Annotated in this window: 17 protein-coding genes; 13 read left to right on the top strand and 4 right to left on the bottom strand. The window is 70.3% G+C overall.

Annotation, left to right across the window (positions count from 1 at the left end; all coding sequences use genetic code 11):
• Positions 1 to 255: 255 nt before the first annotated feature.
• The 3 genes from ACYVD1_RS25545 to ACYVD1_RS25535 all read left to right on the top strand — a co-directional run bounded on the left by ACYVD1_RS25545 (position 256) and on the right by ACYVD1_RS25535 (position 3961).
• On the top strand, positions 256 to 1950 hold the full coding sequence (locus ACYVD1_RS25545) for a serine/threonine protein kinase (protein WP_460777044.1): 1695 nt from the start codon (positions 256 to 258) through the stop codon (positions 1948 to 1950).
• A 312-nt stretch (positions 1951 to 2262) separates the two neighbouring features.
• Positions 2263 to 3240 carry a glycoside hydrolase family 5 protein gene (locus ACYVD1_RS25540; protein WP_460777043.1) on the top strand — a complete coding sequence of 326 codons (978 nt, stop codon included), beginning with the start codon at positions 2263 to 2265 and terminating at the stop codon, positions 3238 to 3240.
• A gap of 55 nt (positions 3241 to 3295) precedes the next feature.
• A complete protein-coding gene (locus tag ACYVD1_RS25535; RefSeq protein ID WP_460777042.1) occupies positions 3296 to 3961 on the top strand; it encodes a lytic polysaccharide monooxygenase auxiliary activity family 9 protein in 666 nt (221 codons plus the stop codon).
• A gap of 199 nt (positions 3962 to 4160) precedes the next feature.
• Here the strand turns inward: ACYVD1_RS25535 and ACYVD1_RS25530 are convergent, their stop codons facing one another.
• Complete coding sequence (locus ACYVD1_RS25530; RefSeq protein ID WP_460777041.1) at positions 4161 to 5105, bottom strand: sucrase ferredoxin; 945 nt, start codon at positions 5103 to 5105, stop codon at positions 4161 to 4163.
• Between the two features lie 218 nt (positions 5106 to 5323).
• The gene (locus ACYVD1_RS25525) at positions 5324 to 6037 is read right to left on the bottom strand and encodes a GntR family transcriptional regulator (protein ID WP_460777040.1); all 714 of its coding nucleotides are present in this window, start codon (positions 6035 to 6037) and stop codon (positions 5324 to 5326) included.
• Between the two features lie 519 nt (positions 6038 to 6556).
• On the opposite strand from ACYVD1_RS25525, the gene ACYVD1_RS25520 reads away from it, so the two are divergent.
• The 6 genes from ACYVD1_RS25520 to ACYVD1_RS25495 all read left to right on the top strand — a co-directional run bounded on the left by ACYVD1_RS25520 (position 6557) and on the right by ACYVD1_RS25495 (position 12628).
• Positions 6557 to 7510 carry an ABC transporter substrate-binding protein gene (locus ACYVD1_RS25520; protein WP_460777039.1) on the top strand — a complete coding sequence of 318 codons (954 nt, stop codon included), beginning with the start codon at positions 6557 to 6559 and terminating at the stop codon, positions 7508 to 7510.
• Between the two features lie 39 nt (positions 7511 to 7549).
• Complete coding sequence (locus tag ACYVD1_RS25515; protein ID WP_460777038.1) at positions 7550 to 8509, top strand: ABC transporter substrate-binding protein; 960 nt, start codon at positions 7550 to 7552, stop codon at positions 8507 to 8509.
• A complete protein-coding gene (locus tag ACYVD1_RS25510; RefSeq protein WP_460777037.1) occupies positions 8506 to 9366 on the top strand; it encodes an ABC transporter permease in 861 nt (286 codons plus the stop codon). Before ACYVD1_RS25515 ends, ACYVD1_RS25510 begins: the two co-directional genes overlap by 4 nt.
• Positions 9363 to 10244 carry an ABC transporter permease gene (locus tag ACYVD1_RS25505; protein ID WP_460777036.1) on the top strand — a complete coding sequence of 294 codons (882 nt, stop codon included), beginning with the start codon at positions 9363 to 9365 and terminating at the stop codon, positions 10242 to 10244. The genes ACYVD1_RS25510 and ACYVD1_RS25505 overlap by 4 nt, the downstream gene beginning before the upstream one ends.
• A gap of 32 nt (positions 10245 to 10276) precedes the next feature.
• The gene (locus tag ACYVD1_RS25500; protein ID WP_460777046.1) at positions 10277 to 11062 is read left to right on the top strand and encodes an ABC transporter ATP-binding protein; all 786 of its coding nucleotides are present in this window, start codon (positions 10277 to 10279) and stop codon (positions 11060 to 11062) included.
• Positions 11063 to 11167: 105 nt separating this feature from the next.
• Positions 11168 to 12628, top strand: a complete 1461-nt coding sequence (locus tag ACYVD1_RS25495; RefSeq protein ID WP_460777035.1) for a benzaldehyde dehydrogenase — start codon at positions 11168 to 11170, stop codon at positions 12626 to 12628.
• Between the two features lie 74 nt (positions 12629 to 12702).
• On the opposite strand, the gene ACYVD1_RS25490 is transcribed toward ACYVD1_RS25495, so the two are convergent.
• Entirely contained in the window at positions 12703 to 13641 is a 939-nt protein-coding gene (locus ACYVD1_RS25490) for a LysR family transcriptional regulator (protein ID WP_460777034.1), read from the bottom strand.
• 69 nt (positions 13642 to 13710) lie between these two features.
• Here ACYVD1_RS25490 and ACYVD1_RS25485 point away from each other — a divergent pair, with 69 nt between their 5' ends.
• The gene (locus tag ACYVD1_RS25485; RefSeq protein ID WP_460777033.1) at positions 13711 to 14958 is read left to right on the top strand and encodes an MFS transporter; all 1248 of its coding nucleotides are present in this window, start codon (positions 13711 to 13713) and stop codon (positions 14956 to 14958) included.
• 22 nt (positions 14959 to 14980) lie between these two features.
• Here the strand turns inward: ACYVD1_RS25485 and ACYVD1_RS25480 are convergent, their stop codons facing one another.
• A complete protein-coding gene (locus ACYVD1_RS25480; RefSeq protein ID WP_460777032.1) occupies positions 14981 to 15874 on the bottom strand; it encodes an Lrp/AsnC family transcriptional regulator in 894 nt (297 codons plus the stop codon).
• Positions 15875 to 16143: 269 nt separating this feature from the next.
• Between ACYVD1_RS25480 and ACYVD1_RS25475 the strand changes: the two genes are divergently transcribed.
• From ACYVD1_RS25475 to ACYVD1_RS25465, 3 genes are read left to right on the top strand one after another with little or no spacing between them, the layout of a single operon-like run.
• The gene (locus tag ACYVD1_RS25475) at positions 16144 to 17514 is read left to right on the top strand and encodes an MFS transporter (protein ID WP_460777031.1); all 1371 of its coding nucleotides are present in this window, start codon (positions 16144 to 16146) and stop codon (positions 17512 to 17514) included.
• A gap of 9 nt (positions 17515 to 17523) precedes the next feature.
• Entirely contained in the window at positions 17524 to 19215 is a 1692-nt protein-coding gene (locus ACYVD1_RS25470; protein ID WP_460777030.1) for an amidohydrolase, read from the top strand.
• A complete protein-coding gene (locus ACYVD1_RS25465; protein ID WP_460777029.1) occupies positions 19212 to 20915 on the top strand; it encodes a thiamine pyrophosphate-binding protein in 1704 nt (567 codons plus the stop codon). Before ACYVD1_RS25470 ends, ACYVD1_RS25465 begins: the two co-directional genes overlap by 4 nt.
• Positions 20916 to 20944: the final 29 nt, after the last annotated feature.

Below are 20944 nucleotides of genomic sequence, written 5' to 3'. Positions count from 1 at the left end.
GGGGCCGGGGCGTGTGGCGGGGAGCTGGAACAAGCGTCCAGCTCCCCGTTACGAGGTTCCGAAAAAGCATAAAACGGGCACCACGGGCCGCTCTAGAGACAAGCAAGCAGCTTAAACGACAAGCTAGACTGGGGCCCCGTTCGGGAACGAAACACGCCGCAGAGCCGGAGGTTGAGGACGTTGGGGCCGCTAGAGAGCACTGATCCGGAGCGCGTTGGTCGGTATCGACTGATCGCGCGCTTGGGCGCCGGTGGCATGGGTCAGGTGTTCTTGGGGCGCTCGGCCGGTGGCCGCGCGGTCGCGATCAAGCGCATCCACCCGCACCTGGCTACCGATCCGTCGTTCCGGCAGCGTTTCGCCCGCGAGGTCAACGCGGCCCGGCAGGTCAGTGGGGCCTTCACCGCGCCGGTCATCGATGCCGGGCCCGACGAGGAGGTGCCCTGGCTGGTCACCTCCTACGTGCCCTCGATGCCGCTTGACGAGGCGGTGCAGGCGCACGGGCCGCTTCCCGAGGCGAGTGTGCGGGTATTGGCGGCCGGTCTGGCCGAGGCGCTGGCCGAGATCCACCGGGTGGGTCTGATCCACCGCGACTTCAAGCCGGGCAACGTGCTGTTGGCCGAGGACGGGCCGCGGGTGATCGACTTCGGTATCGCGCGTGCCACCGACGGCACCGCGGCGACGCAGTCGGTCATCGGGACACCGGGTTTCATGAGCCCGGAGCAGGTCCAGGGTTCGGAGCTCACCCCCGGCAGCGACCTGTTCGCCTATGGCGCGGTGCTTGCCTACGCGGCCTCGGGCATCGGGCCGTTCGGGGACGGCAACATGCCCACGATGGTCATGCGCATCATCAGCAAGGAGCCGGACCTGTCCGGCGTTCCGGAGTCGTTGCGCCACCTGGTCTCGGCCTGTCTGTCCAAGGAGGTCAGGGGCCGACCGGGGCCGGGCGAGATCCTGGACTACCTGGGTGATGTGCCCGCGGGTTCGTCCTGGTTGCCTCCGGCCGTGATGATGGGTGTGCAGGAGCAGGTGGCCAGGGTGAACAAGGCCTTGGCGACCTCGGCCGGCGACCCGGGTGCGACCGGCGGCTATCAGCGCACCGAGGGGCTCGGTGCGGGTGGCGCGGCCGTGTTGGGTGGGGCCGCCGGGGCCGCGGCGGGTGCCGCGGCCGCGGGTGCCTTCGGTGACGACCAGGCCACCCAGGTGGCGCCTTCGGCGGGGGTTCAGGACCCGTCGGGCGGGGCGACCTCGGTGCTGGGCGGTCAGCAGCAGGGCGCCCCCTACCAGCCCACGGCCCAGTTCCCGGGTACGCAGCAGCCGGGGCAGACCCCGGCGACCGCGCAGTTCCAGCCGGACCAGAACGCTCCCACGCGGCAGTACCAGCAGGGCGGGCCGGGCGACGACCCCTACGCCTCCCTGTACGGAGGGCGCCGCGATCAGCAGGCCGATCCTCGGCAGCAGCAGGAGGAGCAGCACCGGCGGCAGGTGGAACAGCAGCGCCGCGAGCAGGAGCAGCGCGAGGAGCAGCGTCGGCGCCAGGAAGCCGAACGGGCGCACCGGGACCGGGTGCGTGCGGAGCAGGACGCGGCGCGTCGGGCGCAGTCGCAGGCGCGCAGGGCGGACCAGCCGGGGCTGTGGAGTTTCGTCAAGCTGCTGCCCTTGCTGATCATTCCGCTGATCCAGATCCCGCTCGGCTACGGTGCGGCGCTGGCGTGGGCGTGGTTCACCACGGAGACCGACGTGTGGACCGGGGCGGCCTACTACTTCGAGCCGTGGAGCATGGACTCGTTCTGGCACGCGACGATGCTCGGTTACTTCATCCTCAACAACCTGGTGGCGCTGGAGTACCTGGTGCGATCTTTGCGTACCTCGTTCATCACCGGTGTGGTGTTGGCGCTGGGTGTCATCGCGGCGACCAACGGGCTGCTGTACAGCTTCGGTTTCTGGGTCTGACAGGAGACCCGGGGCCCGCGAGGGGTGGTGGGGGGCACGTTCGTGCCCCCGTCACCCCCTTTTTTTCGGTAGCTCCGCCTCATTGGTGTGACCAGTGGTCGCCGATCGCAATCTGTGCAGTTCAGGGTGGGTTTCGGTACGCCCGCCGTACGTTACTGAACGTGTGCTTAGTAAACCTTTGAGTGAAAAAGCTGGCAGAGCACCCATTGTCGCGGTGTTTCGGTGCTGTTAACTTGCATCGTGAGAGCGATGGGAACGCTCCCATGGCCAGATTTCACGAATGGTACTCATATAGACCGACGGAGAAGCACAGTGCACCGATCCCGCTCTACGGCGTGCTTGCTCGCCCTGGCCCTGTCCCTTCCCCTACTCACCCAAGCTCTTCCGGCATCGGCTCAGCAGACCGGACTGCATGTCGACGACCAGGGGCGCCTGGCCCATGCCGACGGCAGCAACCTGCTCATCCGCGGTGTGAGCCACCCCCACGCCTGGTTCACCGAAGAGACTGACTCCATCGCCGATATCGCGGGCCTGGGGGCCAACACCGTCCGCGTCGTACTGAGCAGCGGCGACCAGTGGGAGGAGACCCCCGAGTCCGAGGTCGCCGCCATCGTCGACGACTGCAAGGACCTCCAGATCGTCTGCATGCTCGAGGTCCACGACGCCACGGGCTACGGAGAGGACCCCGAGGCCGTATCGCTGGACGAGGCCGTTGCCTACTGGCTGCGGATCCAGGACGCCGTGGACGGCGAAGAGGACCACGTCATCGTCAACATCGCCAACGAGCCCTTCGGCAACGACGAGGTGATCAACGAGGGGTGGGCCGAGGACACCTCCGGCGCCGTGGGGCGCCTGCGCGACGCCGGCTTCGATCACATGCTGGTCGTCGACGCCCCCAACTGGGGCCAGGACTGGCAGCACATCATGCGCGACGATGCGCCCGAGGTCGCGGCGGCCGACCCCAACGGCAACACCGTCTTCTCCATCCACATGTACGGCGTCTACGAGGACGAGTCGACCGTTGTCGACTACCTGGAGCACTTCACCGACGCCGGCCTGCCGCTCATCGTCGGCGAGTTCGGACACAGGCACACCGACGGCGATCCCGACGAGGACGCCATCATGGCCCACACCGACCGGCTGGGACTCGGGTACATCGCCTGGTCCTGGAGCGGCAACGCGGACGAGGTCGCCTACCTGGACCTGGTCGAGGACTTCGACGCCGACCGGCTCACCGACTGGGGTGAGCGCGTCTTCTACGGCCCCAACGGCATCGACTGGATCTCCTGACACCTCTTCCGTCCGCCACTGAATCCCGCTACCCCGCTCAACCGAAAGGACCCCCATGAGAACCCTCGCCAGGACCGGAGCCCTGACCGCGTCCGCCGCCCTCGTCGGAGGGCTCGCCATCGCCCTGACCCCTGAGGCGGCCGACGCGCACGGTGCCTTCACCTACCCCGCCAGCCGCACCTACGCCTGCTACGCCGACGGGATCGAGGGAGGAGACGGCGGCAACGTCCAGCCCACCAACCCCGCCTGTGCCGACGCCCTGGAGGAGGGCGGCGAGTACGCCTTCTACAACTGGTTCGGCAACTTGATCAGCGACTCCGACGGACGGCACGAGGAGTTCGTGGCCGACGGCGAGCTGTGCGGACCCACGGACGACTTCGCCGCCTTCAACGCCGTGCGCGACGACTGGCCCACCACCGACATGCCCGCGGGTGAGACCGTCGAATTCCAGCACAACGCCTGGGCACCCCACCCCGGCACCTTCTTCACCTATGTGACCAACGCGGACTGGTCCCCCGACTCCCCGGTGAACTGGTCCGACCTGGAGCTCATCGACGAGGTCGTCGACCCGCCGCTGCGCGACGGCGGGGTCGAGGGCGCCGAGTACTACTGGGACGTGACCCTGCCCGAGCGTTCGGGCCAGCACGTGGTCTACGTGGTCTGGGAGCGCTCCGACAGCCCCGAGGCCTTCTACAACTGCTCCGACGTCGTCTTCCAATAGCCCTTTTGGAGTCGGTCCACGCGAGGAGCGCCCGCGGGGGACCCGGGAGTAGGTCGGCGGCACCGACCGGATCTGGTGCCGCGACCGCCCGGAGTTCCGTTTCCTACCCCGGCGCCCGCCTCGGCGGGACCGACGAGTGCCCGGCCCCGCGCCACGGGGCCGGGCACTCAGCTTCCCCGCAGTGTGCGGGCTCTGGGGCCTAGACCTGGGATCCGCTGTGCAGGTCCTCGTGGATCTCGCGCACCCGGTGGTGGACCGGCCGGGTGGGGGAGAGGGCCGCACAGGTGGCGGGGCACTCCAGACCCTCCACCGTCTCCACCTCCACCGAATACAGGCCGTCGCCGTGGGCCAGGGTGACCCGCACTCCGGCCTCGGTCTCCTCCTCACACAGGTGCGTCAGCGCGTTGACGCCCACCGGGGAGCCCAGGCGGGTACGGAGCGCGGCCTCGGCTGCCTGGGCGGGCGGCGAGTCGGTGCAGCGTCCCCGGTAGTTCTCGGGTGGGACCAGGCCCTGTTCGAAGGCGGCCACCGTGCGCGCGGCCGACTCCGGGTCCAAACGGCCGAAGTACACGCCCTGGGGGAGGGTGACCAGGTTGGCGGCGAAGCGGTCCCCGCCCACGTGGGTGGTCTCCCACACCTCGGCGCGGGCCCTGCCCAGGGCCGCGGCGACCGGGCGGCCCAGGACCGCGCAGCAGGGGTCCTTCTTGGCGTGGGTGCACACCAGGTACAGGGTGTGGTCCACGGGCGTGCCGAAGGAGGGCGGTTCCGGGTGTTCCACGGCCGTGACGTCGTGGGCGAGCAGTTCGGCGAGGTCGTGGAAGTCCACACGGCGGGCCCAGGGGCGGGAGCGGCTGGCGTGGACGTAGTAGGCGCGCGACGGCCCGTCGACAGGGGTGCGTTCGCTGTATCCCGGGCGCTTGATCAGCTGGGGTTTGATGTCGCGTCCGTCGATGCGCTCGGCCAGCTGGGAGACGACGCCGCTGTCCAGGCCGGGGCTTTCGAGGGCCGGGTGGCGCCAGGGGCCGTTGTGTTCGATGAGGAGCCAGCCGCCTTTGCGTCCCGCCGTACCGGCGATCTGTTCGTCGGTGTAGCGCGCCAGGGCGGAACAGCCTCGGCCGCCGTCCGGGGCGGTGGGGAGCCGCACGGGTACACGTCCAATCGGGTGGTGCTCACTACTGGGCGCGCGCCGAGGCGCCGCGGGTTTCCACGCCCGCCACCTGCGGCGGGTTGGTTAGGCTATCCTATTCCGCTGCTGTTGGCGTGGCCGGGGCCGGCCGGGCCGTGTGGTGCTCCGAGGCGGCCACGCGGGTGAATCATGAGCGGCCGTGTGGGGGGATTTCGAGGGGCCTGAGTGGCTGCCGTTCAGGAGGGGGAGCCGTCGGGCGGCGGTGCGGGAGGTCCGGCCCCGTCCGGTGCGTGCTCCGTCAGGATGTGCACCAGCGCCCGGCGCGCCGAGTCCACGTGCTCCTCCGCGGCCGTGGCCAGTGCTGGGCTGGCCCCTCGGCTGAGCAGCCGTACCAGCTCGCGGTGCTCTGCGACGAGGAGGTCCCGGTACTGGGCTTGGGCCCGGCGGATACGGGTGCGCTGGAACAGGTGCACCTGCGAGCGCACACCGTTCCAGGAGTCGAGGAGGCGACTGTTGTCGGCGGCCTCGTACACGCGGTCGTGGAAGGCCATGTCCAGGGCCAGCAGGGTGTGTTCGTCGGCATCGGCTTCCACGGCTCGCCGCATGGCCTCGACCAGGGAGTCCAGGTCGGCCAGGACGGCGGGGGTCATGTTCTGGGCGGCGGTGGTGGTGGCCAGGCGTTCCAGGGCCGCGCGGACGGTGTAGACCTCGTCGACGTCGGTGGGGCTGAGCTCGATCACCCGGGCGCCACGGTGCCATTCGCTGCGCACCAGGCCCTCCCGCTCCAGGATGGCCAGTCCCTCGCGCACCGAACCTCGGCTGACGTCCAGGGAGGCGGCCAGTTCGACCTCGCGCAGCGGCGCTCCGGGCGGGACCCGTCCCTCGAGGATGGATTCCCGGACGCGATCGGCGGCCTCGTGGGCCAGCCCTCGCCTTCGTACCCTGCGCATCCCGCTCTTCCTGTCGGTGGTTGGTGCGTGCCCCAACGCCGCAGTTTACGGCGCACTCCTCGATAAATGAGAATCTTTCGGGTCCGTAAATGATGTTCGAATGTTGACATTACCCCGGGTACTCCCGAGTATGGGGTCGCTGGTGCGGGGAGATAAGCCCCGTGGTCCGGGTCCCGTCCTGACCCGGACCACGGCCCCCGCCACCGTTTTCGTGCCGCGGCGCCGCCTTTTCCCATCCCCGCTGACTGTGCGCCCGTTGCCCCGACCGCCCGGCCTGATCCATCCCGTCCGGCCCGCCGCGGCAGTGGCCCGGTGCTCGCGCCCGCACATCGTCGCAGAACGCCCTGACCAGGCGTGGTCATCCGATCTTCCGCTGTTCACGAGTCTGAAACGTGCCTGATCCGTGCCTTGACCTGGTGATGCGCATCACCTATGTTCACAAGATGAACACATGTTCGCTTAGCGTACATTTCGCGTAGTCGCGCACCCACATCCCTCTCATCACCAGCTGGAGTCCTGATGCGCCCGACATTGGCCGCCCTCGCCACGGGAGCGGCGCTGCTCGCAGCCACGGCATGCAGCCCCCAAGCCGACAACGCCGACGACGGCGAGATGACCGCCGTCACCGCGGCGGTCATCCCGATCCTCGACGTAGCCCCCATCTACCTAGGCGTCGACCAAGGCTTCTTCGAGGACCGCGGCGTCGACCTGGAACTGGAGTCCGGCTCCGGCGGGGCCGCGATCGTCCCCGGGGTGGTCAGCGGCGAGTTCGACTTCGCCTTCAGCAACATCGTCTCCCTCGTCGTCGCCCGCGAACAGGGGCTACCCCTGACGACGCTCTCCAACGGCGCCACCAGCGCCGGGGAACAGGGAGCCGACTTCGGCGGCGTGTTCGTGCTCGACGACAGCGACGTCGAGAGCGCAGCCGACCTCGAGGGACTGACGGTGGCCGCCAACAACCTCAACAACATCGGCGACACCACCGTCCGCCAGTCGGTGCGCGCCGACGGAGGGGACCCCGCCGAGGTCGACTTCGTCGAACTGCCCTTCCCGGACATGCCCGCCGCACTGGAGACCGGCCAGATCGACGCCGTATGGGCGGTCGAACCCTTCGGCTCCACCATCCTCGAGGCCGGACACCGCGAGATCGCCTCCAACTTCGTGGACACGCACCCGGACCTGTCCATCGCCGCCTACTTCGCGGCCGAGGACCGCATGGCCGAGGATCCAGAACTCTTCGAGGCCATCACCGAGGCGCTGCACGAGTCCATGGCCTACGCCGACGACAACCCCGACGAGGTCCGCCGCATCCTGTCCACCTACACCGAGATCGAGCCGGACCTCATCGAGGACATGGTGCTGCCCCGCTTCCCCGAGGAGGTCAACGAGGAGTCGGTCGGTGTGCTGGCCGACCTCATGGTCACCGACGGGCTCATCGACGACGCCCCCGACCTCGACGGCCTCCTGCACTGACCCGCAACCGCACCACCCCGCCTGTCCCTGGAGAACTACATGACCGCCAACAAGACCGTGCTGGGCGTGATCGCTTCCGGAGCCGCACTCACCCTGACCGCCGCCTGCGGCAACGGCGAGACCGCCGAGACCGAGGACGGTCTCACCCCCCTCGACGTGGGCGTGCTGCCGATCACCGCAGTCGCCCCGATCTACCTGGGTGAGGAACAGGGGTTCTTCGAGGAGCGCGGCCTGGACCTGAACATCGAAACCGGTGGCGGCGGCGCGACCACCGTCCCCCGCGTGGTCAGCGGCGAGCTCGACTTCGCCTTCGGCAACCTCGCCTCCATCCTCATCGCACGCGATCAGGGCCTGCCCCTGACCGTGGTCGCCAACGGCATGACCACCACCGGTGACGCCGACACCGACTACAGCGCCCTGGTCGTGCCCGCCGACAGCGACGCCGCCGACGCGTCCGACCTGGACGGCGCCACCGTGGCCATCGACAACCTCAACAACATCGGCGACACCTCGGTGCGCAACTCCGTGCGCGAGGCGGGCGGGGACCCCGAAGACCTGGACTTCATGGAACTGGCCTTCCCGGACATGCCCGGAGCCCTGGAGAACGGGCAGGTCGAGGCCGCATGGGTGGTCGAGCCCTTCCTCACCATCGCCCTCGAGCAGGGCGCCACCGAGGTCGCCGCCAACTTCGTGGACATGCACTCCGAACTCTCCATCGCCACCTACTTCACCTCCGATGAGCTCATCGCCGAGGACCCCGAGACCGTGGACGCCTTCACCGAGGCCATGAACGAGTCCCTCGCCTACGCCGAGGACCACCCCGACGAGACCGCCCAGACCCTCAGCACCTACACCGAGATCGAGCCCGACCTCTTCGACCAGCTGCGCTGGCCGCGCTTTCCCGAAGAGATCGACCACGACGCCCTGGAGACCCTGGGGGACCTGATGGTCACCGACGGCATCATCGAAGACCCCGACCTCGAATCGCTGATCCGATGACCGCCAAAGACACCACACACCCCGAGACCACACCCGCCGAGAGCACACACCCGGGCGGCGCCGGACACCCCCGTGCGCAGAGCTCGGCCCCCAACCGGCCGCTGCTCGGCACCCTGGGGATCGTCGGCCTGCTCGCGCTGTGGGAGCTCGCGCCCCGCCTGGGGCTGGTTCCCGAACGCTACTTCCCGCCAGTCTCCGAAGTCCTGACCACCCTCGCCGAACGCGCCACCACCGCACCGTTCTGGGAGGCCGTCGGGCACACCCTGTACGGATGGGCGCTCGGCCTGGCCATCGCCTTCGCCGCCGCGGTCCTGCTCGGCTTCGCACTGGGGTCCACACCCCGCCTGCGCGCCTTCACCACGTCCACGGTGGACTTCCTGCGGCCCATCCCCTCGGTCGCGCTCATCCCGCTCGCCGTGCTCGTCTACGGCACCGACATCCGCTCCACCCTGCTCCTGGTGATCTACGCCTGCTTCTGGCTGATCTACATCCAGGTCCTGTACGGGGTGGCCGACGTGGACCCGGTCGCCGAACAGACCGCCCGCTCCTACAGGCTGGGCAGCCTGTCCCGTATCCGCTACGTCGTGTGGCCCACGACGCTGCCCTACCTGATGACCGGACTGCGCCTGGCCGCGGCGGTCGGACTCATCCTGTCCATCACCGCCCAGCTCGTCATCGGCTCACCCGGCATCGGGGACCAGATCACCAACGCCCAACAGGGCGGCGCCGTCGCCCTCGTCTACGCCTGGATCGTGGCCACCGGCATCCTCGGCGTGCTCATCAACATCGGTGTGCGCGCCCTGGAACGCCGCGTCCTGCACTGGCACACGTCCGTCCGCGGGGAGGCCGCAGCATGAGCCAGCCCACCACCGTCGAACCCCACGCCACCGGGCACGGGGACGGCGAGGCCGGACCCGCAAAGGCCTCGGCCCGGCGCGCCCGCCGCCGCACCGGAGCACCCGGGCCCGGACTGCGCGTCCTGCACGTCCTGGCGCTGCCGACCGTGCTCATCGGCGTGTACTGGGCCTTCACCGCCCAGCCCGGGGCCAGCTTCTACACGCCCACCCCCGCCGAGATCGGGTCGGCCTTCGCCGACCTGTGGTTCTCCGACAGGTTCTTCGTCGACGTCCTGCCCAGCCTGGGCCGCCTCCTCGTCGGTTTCGCGCTCGCCGCGCTCATCGGTATCGGTCTGGGTGTCCTGCTCGGCCTGGACGCGCGCGTACGCGCCACCGTCGAACCCGTCCTGGAGTTCCTGCGCGCCATCCCGCCGCCCGTGCTCGTGCCGCTGATGATCATGCTGGCCGGCGTCGACGACGGTATGAAGATCCTGGTGATCGTCTTCGGCTGCGTGTGGCCCATCCTGCTCAACACCGTCGAGGGTGTGCGCGCCGTCGACCCGGTCCTGTCCGACACCGCCCGCTGCTACGGCGTCTCCGGGCTGACCCGGCTGCGTGTCCTGGTGCTGCGCTCGGCCAGCCCGCAGATCATGGCGGGGCTGCGCCTGGCGCTGGCCCTGGCCATCATCCTCATGGTCATCAGCGAGATGTTCGCCAGCTCCAGCGGCCTGGGCTTCGCGATCGTGCAGTTCCAGCGCACCTTCGCCATCCCCGAGATGTGGGCGGGCATGGTCCTGCTCGGCATCATCGGCTTCGTGCTCTCGTCCCTGTTCGAGCTCGTCGAGGGGCGCGTCCTGGGCTGGTACCGCGGCCTGCGCGCCGCCAACCGGGGGGAGTAGCCACCGTGAACAACCAAGGAGAACGTCCCGCCATGCTCAAGGTCACCGGCCTGCGCAAGATCTACAACGGGGGCGCCACGGCCGTGGAGGCCGTACGCGACCTGACCTTCGAACTCGCCGAGGGCGAGCTGGTCTGCCTGGTCGGCCCGTCCGGCTGCGGCAAGACCACCCTGCTCAAGTGCATCGCCGGGCTCATGGCGCCCACCGAAGGCAGCGTCGAACTGGCCGACCGGCCGGTCCTGGCTCCGCCGCCCGGTATGGCCGTGGTCTTCCAGGAGTACGGGCGCAGCCTGTTCGCGTGGATGAGCGTGCGCGCCAACGTCGAGCTCCCCCTCAAGGAGAAGAAGCTGCCCAAGGCGCGCCGCGCCGAACTGGTTTCTGAGGCACTGGAAGCGGTCGGTCTGACCGACGCCGCAGACTCCTACCCCTGGCAGCTCTCCGGCGGCATGCAGCAGCGCGTGGCCATCGCCCGAGCGGTCGCCTATGAGCCGCAGGTGCTGCTCATGGACGAGCCGTTCGCCGCCGTGGACGCCCAGACCCGCGCCGACCTCGAGGATTTGGTCAGGGAGATCTGGCAGCGCCTGGGCGTGACCGTCCTGTTCGTCACCCACGACATCGACGAAGCCGTCTACCTGGGAGAACGGGTCCTGGTGCTGTCCAATTCGCCCACTATCGTCCAGGATGACATCACCGTCGACCTGCCGGTGGAACGCGACCAGCTCACCACCCGCCAGGACGAGCGCTTCACCGAGCTGCGCGCCCGGGTCTACGCCCAGATCCAGCGGGCCAAGAAGGGCGAGGGCCAACCCGCCGCCTGAGCGCCGACCCGCAGCCGGAGAGCTGCCTGACCGCCGACTGAAGGCGGCCGCCGACACCGGAGCCGCCCGAAAAGCGCGCCGCCACCGCACAGAGGGAGAACCACCGTGAGTCTGCTCGCAGCCGAAGAGCACACCTCCGCCGTCTTCACCGGAACCTGGACCGCCGCCAAAGGGGGCGACGCCGAGGTCGTCTCACCCTCCTCCGGTACCGTCCTGGGCCGTACCGGTATCGCCAACGCCGAGGACGTACACGAAGCGGGCACCCGGGCCGCCCGCGCCCAGCGCGCATGGGCAGCCACGTCCTTCGAGGAGCGCGCCGCCGTCATGCGCCGCGCCGGAGACCTGCTGGAGGCCCACGAGGACGAGGTCATCGGCTGGCTGCGCCGCGAGGGCGGGGCCGCCGCCGGCATGGCCGGCTTCCAGGTGCACGTCGCCGCGGGCGAGTGCTTCGAGGCCGCCGCGCTGGCCTCCCAGCCCCACGGCGAGATCCTGCGCACCGGCAAGCCGCGCCTGAGCTTCTCCCGCCAGGTCCCGGCCGGCGTGGTCGGGGTCATCGCCCCGTTCAACGTCCCCCTCATCCTGGGGATCCGCTCGGTCGCCCCGGCCCTGGCCTTGGGTAACGCCGTCATCCTCAAGCCCGACCCGCGCACCGCGGTGGGCGGCGGCGCGGTCCTGGCCGAGGTCTTCCGGAAGGCGGGCGTGCCCGAGGGCGTCTTCCAGGTGCTGCCCGGCGGTGTCGAGGCCGGTGAGGCCCTGGTCGCCGACCCGCACGTGCGCGTCATCTCCTTCACCGGCTCCACCCCGGCGGGGCGCAAGGTCGGCGAGGCCGCAGCCCGCCACCTCAAGCGCGCCCACCTGGAGCTGGGCGGCAACTCGCCGCTGGTCATCCTGGACGACGCCGCCATGGACTCGGCCGCCTCCATCGGGGCCTGGGGCTCCTTCCTGCACCAGGGCCAGATCTGCATGACGACCGGCCGCCACCTTGTGCACGAGTCCGTCGCCGACGCCTACGTCGAGCGGCTCGCGGCCAAGGCGGACGCGCTCGTGGTGGGCAGCACCGAGGAGGACGGCGCGGCGCTGGGCCCGATCATCGACGCCGGACAGCGCGACAAGATCCACCACCTGGTCACCAGCAGCGTCGAGAACGGTGCACGCCTGCGTGCGGGCGGCACCTACGAGGAACTGTACTACCGGCCCACCGTCCTGGACGGGGTCGACCCGCACACCCCGGCCTACGCCGAGGAGGTCTTCGGCCCTGTGGCCCCGGTGGTGCGCTTCTCCTCGGTCGACGACCTGGTCGAGCTGGCCAACACCACCCCCTACGGCCTGTCGCTGGGTGTGGTTACCACCAACCCGATGCGGGGCATGGAGATCGCCGACCGCATCCCCAGCGGCATCGTGCACATCAACGACCAGACCGTTGACGACGAGGCGGTGGCCCCCTTCGGCGGGGTGGGGGCCTCGGGTACGGGTTCGCGCTTCGGCGGCACCCGCGCCAACCTGGAGGCCTTCACCGAGACCCAGTGGATCACCATGCAGGCCGACCCGGCCCGCTACCCCTTCTGATCCCGCGATGACCTTGCCCCCGTCTCCACCCTCGGCGGCCGGGAGTGGAGACGGGGCGAGACCGGGGCTGTCCGCTAACCGGTCAGGTCGGGGATGACCTGAGGGCCCACCCGGCGCACGTAGTCGCGGAACAGGGCCACGGCCGGGGGCTCGTAGCCCCCGCCCGAACCGTCCTCGGGCCAGACCACCCCGACCTCCCGCTCGGCCTCGCCGTCCCGGATGCGCAGCTCCACCGTCCCGCCCAGCGGCCCCTTAGGGCGGGCGGGCAGGACCGACACCCCCAGCCCCGCTGCCACCAGGCCGCGCGCCGTGGCGATGTCGTCGGCCTCGAAGGCCACCTTGGGGGTGAACCCCGCCCGGTCGCTGAGCCGGTCGGTCAGATGCCGTACCCCGCGACCCGGCTTGAGCAGGATGAACTCCTCACGCGCGGCCGACAGCGCCGCCACCCCGTCCTCGGCGGCGGCCAGCGGATGGTTCTCGGGCACCACCAGACGCAGGTACTGGGTGTGCAGGACCGCCGAGGTCAGCCCGGGCCCCGACGGCAGCGGCGAGGTCAGCGCCAGGTCCGCGCCGCCCGAGGCCAGGCGGCGCAACGACTCGGCCCACGCCTCCTGGGTCAGGGTGAACCGCACCCCCGGGTGCTCGGCCCGAAAACCCCGCAGCAGCACCGGCACCACCTCCACCCCCAGCGTGGGCAGGAAGGTCAGCGCCACCCGGCCCTCCTCGGAACCCGTGAGTTCGGCCACCCCCTGGCGCAGATCGCCCAGCGCCCGCTGCACGTGCGGCAACAGCATCCGCCCGGCCCGCGTCAGCCGGATCCCCCGCCCCGTGCGCTCCACCAACGCCATCCCCAACTCCTCCTGCAACCGGGCCAAAGCCCTGCTCAGCGTGGGTTGCGGCATGTTCAGCGACTGGGCGGCGTGCGTGACGTGCTCGGTCTCCGAGACCGCCGCGATCATCCGCAACCGCGGCGCCAGAACCTGCGCGAGCGCGTCCACATCCGGGTTGTTCATGCACAACAGTATGCATCAACGTGAAAGCATGCATTGGACGTATGAAATCGCGCTTTCTAGCGTGGAAGCATGACCGTGACCAGCAGTTCCACCCCGTCCCACGACGCGCGCCCCCGCGCGGGGACCACCCGCTACCGACGCACGGTCATCGCCCTCGTCGCAGCCGCCGTGGCCACCTTCGCCCAGCTCTGGTCGGTCCAGCCCATCCTGCCCGCCATCGCCACGGGCTTCGACACCTCCGCGGGCCAGGCCGCCCTGGCGGTGTCCCTGGCCACCGGGGGCCTGGCCGGGTTCACCCTCGTCTGGAGCGGAGCCGCCGACCGCATCGGCCGCGCCCGCGTCATCGCGCTCTCCCTGCTCCTGGCCACCCTGCTGGGCTGCTTCGCCCCCTTCGCCACCGAACTGTGGCTCCTCCTGCTGCTGCGCACCCTCCAAGGCGCGGCCCTGGGCGGGGTCCCCGCGGCCGCCGTCGCCTACCTCGCCGAAGAGATCCACCCCGCTGACGCCCCCAAGGCCACCGGCCTCTACATCGCCGGAAACCCCCTGGGAGGCATGGGCGGGCGCCTCCTGGCCGGGTTCGCCGCCGACCTCGGCGGGTGGCAGTGGGGTATCGCCGCCAACACCCTCCTCGGACTCCTCGCCCTGAGCGTCTTCGTGCTGGTCCTGCCCCGCCAGCCCAAACCCGCCAGCACCGAACGGACCGGCCCCGGAAGCACCCCTCCCGGGCCCGGCATGGGCCAGCGCCTGCACGCCGCGATCACCACCCGCGGCCTGCCCGCCCTCTACGCCCAGGCGCTGCTCCTCATGGGCGCCTTCATGACCGTGTACAACCTGCTGGGCTTCCGCCTCATGGCCGAACCCTTCGGCCTGTCCCAGGCGACGGCCTCCCTGCTCTTCCTCGCCTACACCGCCGGAATGCTCGGCTCGGCGGTGGCGGGCTCGGCCACCGTCCGCTGGGGCAGCTACGGGGTGCTCGCCACCGCCACCCTGCTCATGCTCGCCGGGTTCGGCGGCCTGTTCACCACACTGCTGCCAGCACTGCTGGCCGCGCTGCTCCTGCTGACCTTCGCCTTCTTCTCCGCCCACGCCACCGCCTCGGCCTGGGTGGGCTCCCACGCGGTGCGGGGACGAGCCCAGGCGATGGCGATCTACACCCTCGCCTACTACCTGGGCTCCAGCCTCTTCGGCTGGATCGGCGGCCTGGTCTACGACGCGGTCGGCTGGAACGGCGCCCTGCTCTTCGCCATGGGCCTGACCGCGCTCGCCGGACTCATCGCCCTCAGACTGCGCCGCCTGCCCGCCCCGGACCGAACCTGAGCCGGGCGCCCGTCCAAGCAGGTCACAACCGGCTGGCGTAGTCCTCCTTGACCGAGCGCAGGTGCGTCCACGTGTCCAACCCGGTCACCTCCGGGAAGGCGCGAAGGCGCTCGAGCGCGGCGTCCAACTCGACCGGGCTCGCCCCCTGCAAGGTAGCCACGGCGTCGAACCTGCCGATCGTGGCGACGACGAACTCCACGTGCCCGTCGCCGCGCAGGCGGGGCAGCACGTCGTTCGCGTCGGCACACAGCGTCATGCCGACACCCATCGTGAGGAGCCGACCGAAGTGACCGCGCTCCTGCACGACGACCAGCCGGGCGATCCGGGCCTGCAGCATGCGGTGGACCCGTGCGCGCACAGCCGAAGGGGATCGGTCCACCAGTGCCGCGAGGTCCCGCCATTTCGCCCGGCCGTCGAGCTGGAGGCGCGCCAGGAGGAGGCGGTCGATTTCGTCGATCCGGATCGGATCGAAGCGGTCGTGCTCGAGTAGGCCCTTGTGCACGTTGGTGTAGACGACCGTGTCGGTCCGGGCGACCGCCGGGTGGCGCCGCACCCGGGCGAGGAGGGCCTGAACCTCGTCGTGGGTGCGTACACGCACCTCCATGATGAAGTCGTAGACACCGGCGACGACGGACACCAGGACGGTCTCGGGCCAGGACGCCACGAGCGCGGCGACGCCGTCGAGCGGCCCGCGCGTGGCCACGGACACGTGTGCGATCACGTGCAGGCCGGAGAACCGCGGATGGACCGCGGCGACGACCCGGATCGCACCGGACCCGACCAGGTCGCGAACGTGCTCGGCGACCACACCGCGCGGCTCGTGGAGCGACTCGGCCAGGGCCACCACGCTCGCCCTCGGTGAGTCGTGGAGGGCCGCAACCAGCCGCTGGTCAAGATCGATCGAAGATTCCGCCAAGGTCCCCGCCTCCCGCCGGTCCCTTTTCTGCAGGAATACTGCGCAGTTCAGTGGTGGCGGCGGACCGCACCCCACCGTTCAACCGAAAAGGAAGGCGCAAAGTCGTACAAGGATACTGAATCGGCGCTCCGACGCGAAAGAGATGCCCTTGTTGGCGGACGGCATCGCTTCTAGGCTCACACCCACTCACCTGGCGTGGAAGCGAAGAGGTCTCCGGATGAGACGCCCCGTGACCAGGCCTTCGCCTCCCTCCCAAGGCGGTATGTCCAATGAGCACCGGTTCACACGGCTCCCAGACCTTCAGCCACCGCCGTGCACTGCGCGCGGGATCGGCATCGTTCGTGGGAACGTCGATCGAGTTCTACGACTTCTACATCTTCGCCACCGCGGCGGCCCTGGTGTTCGGCCCGCTGTTCTTCCCGGACGCGGATCCGATCGCGGGCGTGCTCTACTCCTTCGCGACCTATGCGGTGGGCTTCTTCTTCCGCCCGTTGGGCGCCTTCATCTTCGGCCATGTCGGCGACCGGCACGGCCGCCGCCTCTCCCTGGTACTGACCCTGCTGCTGATGGGGGTGGCCACCACGCTGGTCGGCGTGCTGCCCACCTACGAGACCGCCGGCGTCCTGGCCCCCAGCCTGCTCATCTTCCTGCGGGCCCTGCAGGGCATCGCCGTGGGCGGCGAATGGGGCGGCGCCGTACTGATGTCGGTCGAGAACGCGCCCGACCGCTTCAAGGGCTTCTACGGTGCCTTCCCCCAGCTCGGCAACCCCATGGGTGCCCTCATGGCCTCGGGCATCTTCGCGCTGCTGACCATCGGCGGCTCGGACTTCCTGGAAGCCGGCGGCTGGCGCATCCCGTTCCTGTTGTCCGCGGTACTGATCGCCGTGGGCTTCTGGGTCCGCTACCGCGTGGAGGAGTCACCGGTCTTCGAGACCGAGGTCGCCGAGGACGTCCACCAGGAACTGCCGCTGAAGTCGGCGATCGTGCGCAACTGGAAGATCATCCTGCTCGGCGTCGGCCTCATCCCGATCTCCACCGGCGGCTACTACATCGTCACCACCTTCGCGACCGCCTACGGTACCGAGCCCGCCTTCGGGGTCGGCATCAGCGAAAACGACATCCTCACCATCCTGACCGTCGCGGCGCTGTGCGAGCTGCTGTCCACCCTGCTCATCGGCGCCATAGCCGACCGGGTCGGCCGCAAACGGGCCATGTTCGTCGGTCTCCTGCTGACCGCCGCCCTCGTCGTGCCGATGTTCGTGACGATGGACCCGGACAACATCGTGCTGATGTTCGTCCTGTTCGCGGTGGTACGCATCCTGATGAACTTCGCCTGGGCACCGATGGCGTCGATCCTGGCGCAGATGTTCGACCCGCGGGCGCGCCAGACCAGCCTGTCCGTGTCCTACGCGGTCGGCGCCGCGATCTGGGGCGGACTCGCCCCGGTCACCGCCACCGCGCTGTTCAACGCCACCGGGACGATCTGGAGCGTCATCGGGCTGTTCGGGGCCATGACCCTCGTCAGTCTCGTCTGCCTGGCCGCCGCCCCACAGCGCACCGACGACACCTTCGAAGAGGACCTGGCGGCCAAAGCCGCGAAGGACCAGCCGGGCGGTACGGCACCCGACCAGGACACGTGAGGTAGCGGAATGCGCAAGCTGCACACCTTCGACGACGCCCCGGCGGACTGGACACCGACCCTGATCACCGCCCGGCGCCTGCACACCCTCGAGGACGCCCTGCCCGAGGCGAACGCGATGCTCATCGCCCGCGACCGCATCGCGGCGCTCGGCACCGCCGACCAGTGCCGCCGAGCCGCGACGGCGCTCGGCCTCGGGCGCCCACGCGAGACCGACCTCGACGGCGCGACCCTCGTACCGGGCTTCGTCGATCCGCACGCCCATCCCCTGATGCACGGGCAGACGCGCACCTGGGTGGACTGCGGTCCCGCACAGGCACGAACGATCCCGCAGATCATCGCCCGCCTCCAACAGCGCGGACGCAAGACGCCGGGGGACAGCCCCGTCCGCGGTTACGGCTACGAACTCCACAACCTGGAAGAAAGGCGCCATCCCACCCGCCACGAACTCGACCTGGTCGCGCGGGACCGCGAGGTCTACCTCATGAACGCCTCCGGTCACGGTGGTGTCGTCAACTCCTACACCCTGGCCAGGCACGGCATCACACGGGAGACCGGGAACCCGCCGGGCGGGGAGTTCCACCGGGACGCAGACGGGGAACTCACCGGCGAGCTCTCGGACGCGGCATGCAACATCCTGACCGGAATCACGGGGGTCAAGGTCGCCAACCACGGCCCGAACCTGCACCTGGGCGACAGCGTGGAGGACCACATCGAGCAGCTGCGCACCGCTCAGCACTCGTTCCTGGCCGGCGGGGTGACGACGGTCGGCGACGCCCAAGTGAGCCAACGCGAGTTCGACACCTATCTGCGCCTGGCCGAGGCCGGCGACCTGCGCATCCGGTACTCGATGTACTTTCTCTCGCACCTGCTCGAAGACGTCCTCGCGACCGGGATGCACGGCGCCTTCGGCAACGACCGCCTGAGCTTCGCGGGCTTCAAGTTCTACGCCGACGGCACGCTCGGCGGCTGGACCGCCTACTTTCCCGAAGGCTACGCCGGCGACCCCTGCCGCACCGGCATGCTCTACCACGAGCCCGCCGAGTACGAGAAGCTCATCGGCCGCGCACACCAAGCGGGGCTCCAGACCGCGACGCACGCGCAGTCACCGGATGCCATAGCCATGGTGATCGACGCCGTCGAGCACGCCCAAGAGGACTGCCCGAGGCCGGATGCCCGGCACCGCATCGAACACTGCGGGCTCCCGACCCCGGCACAGATCGCACGGATGGCCGACGCCGGGATCCTCCCGGTCAACCAGCCCCAGCACTACTACAACTGGGGTGAGGGGGTCACCGACGGGATCGGCACCGTCGGAGAGCGGTTCAACCCGCTCGGAGAGTTCGCCGCGGCGGGTGTCCCCGTGGTGCTGAGTTCGGACGCCCCGGTCGCCGATCCGCTGCCGTTGCAGGCGATCCAGACCGCGGCCACCCGCCGCACCGCGCAAGGCAACCGGCTCGGGCCCGACGCCCTGCGAATCCCGGTACGCAAGGCACTCGAAGCGCACACCATCGCGGGCGCCCACGCACTCGGCAGGGAGCACGACCTCGGCTCGCTCACCGTGGGCAAGAGGGCCGACTTCACCGTGCTCGGAGCCGACCCCCTCCAGGTCGACCCCGAAGAGATCAGTGCCATTGCCGTCCGGTCGACCTGGGTCGGTGGGCAACCGGCCTATGACACGGAAGGGGACGTCGACTCGTGAACGAGCCCGCGACCGGACCGCGCCCCGGGCCCGACACCGAGCACTTGGACAACGTCGGCCGGCACGTGCTGACGGTGCTGCGCGACTACGGGATCGACACGGTCTTCGGCATCCCCGGCACCCACAACCTCGAGTTCTACCGGCACCTGCCCAAGCTCGGCATCCGCCCGGTGACGACCCGCCACGAGCAGGGCGCCGGCTTCGCCGCCGACGGATGGTCGCTGCAGACGGGCCTTCCAGGGGTCGTCATCACGACGTCGGGCCCCGGCCTGCTGAACGTCCTGTCCGCCGCCGCGACCGCCTACGCCGAATCCCGCCCGCTGATCGTCCTCACCCCGGGCGTGCCGCTCGGAGCCGAGCACACCGACATCGGCGCACTGCACGAGACCAAGGACACCCGCGGCGCGGCCGACGCGGTCGTCGAGTGGGCACGACGCGTGGAATCCGGCCGCGAGGCCGTGCAGGCCGTGCACGACGCACTCGAGCTGTTCCGCACTGGACGCCCCCGACCCGTCGTCATCGAGGTCCCGCTCGACGTGCTCGAAGGCCGCAGCGACTGCCCGCCGGAGCTGCTCCGGGCCCGGCCCGACCCCGCACCCCGGACCGGCGATCCGGCAGACGTCGAACGGGCCGCGGCACTGCTCTCCGGCGCGGCCCGGCCCTTGGTGCTCGCGGGCGGCGGCTCGCGAGAAGCAGCCCAGGTCCTGCGCGAGGTCGCCGAACGGCTCGACGCCCCCGTCGTGACCACCCTCAACGGCCGCGCCGCCCTGCCCGAGTCACACCCCCTCGCGGTGGGCGCCGCCCTGCGCCTGCCAGCCGCCCACGACCTCGTCAACGACGCTGACGTGCTCCTGGTGGCCGGCTCGAAGATGGGCGAAGCCGAACCGTGGGGAGGCCGGTTGCACCCGTCCGGGCAGGTCATCCGGATCGATCGGGTCGCAGCACAACTGCACAAGAACATCACCGCGCGGACCGGCATCGTCGGCGACTGCGGCGCCGTCCTGACGCAGCTGCACGAAGCCCTCCCGGCACACGCCGACATCGACAAGGGCCGACGCCAGGACGGTCGGCGGCGAGCAGCGCAGGCCCGAGACCGCATCGACGCCCAGGGACGCCAGTGGAGCCCGACCGCGAGCGCCTGCGCCGAAGCCGTCGCGGCCGGTCTGCCCGCCGACGTCATCCTCGGCGCGGACTCCTCACAGGTCTGCTACTACGGCACGGCCAACTTCGTGACCCTCGAGCACCCGAACTCCTACCTGTACATGGCCACCTACGCGACCCTGGGCTACGGCCTCCCCGCCTCGATCGGCGCGAAGACCGCCCGACCCGACCGCCCGGTCGTGTGCGTGGTGGGTGACGGTGCGCTGATGTTCTCGGTCCAGGAACTCATGACCGCCGTCGAGCAGGAACTCGACCTGGTGGTGGTGTGCGCCGACAACGGCGGTTACCGGGAGATCGAGGAGAACGAGGCCGACCGGGGCATCGACCCCGTCGGCGTCCGACTCGCCCAGCCCGACTGGGTCCGGCTCGCCGGCGCCTTCGGTGGCACAGGCACACGGGTCACCACGGCCGAGGACGTGCCCTCAGCGGTCCGTCGGGCGCTGGAGGCCGGCGGCGTCCAGTTGGTCCACGTTCCCCTGTCGCTCTTCGAACGGTCTTCGACGGCCACCCGCGGCAGCGGGCACGGCGAGCACCCCTGAGTTCGAGCATCCCCGAGTCCGAGGAAGGC

Source organism: Nocardiopsis nanhaiensis, assembly GCF_054778635.1.
Note: the sequence above shows the minus strand (reverse complement) of the source record. Positions and strands in the feature narration are given on the sequence as shown.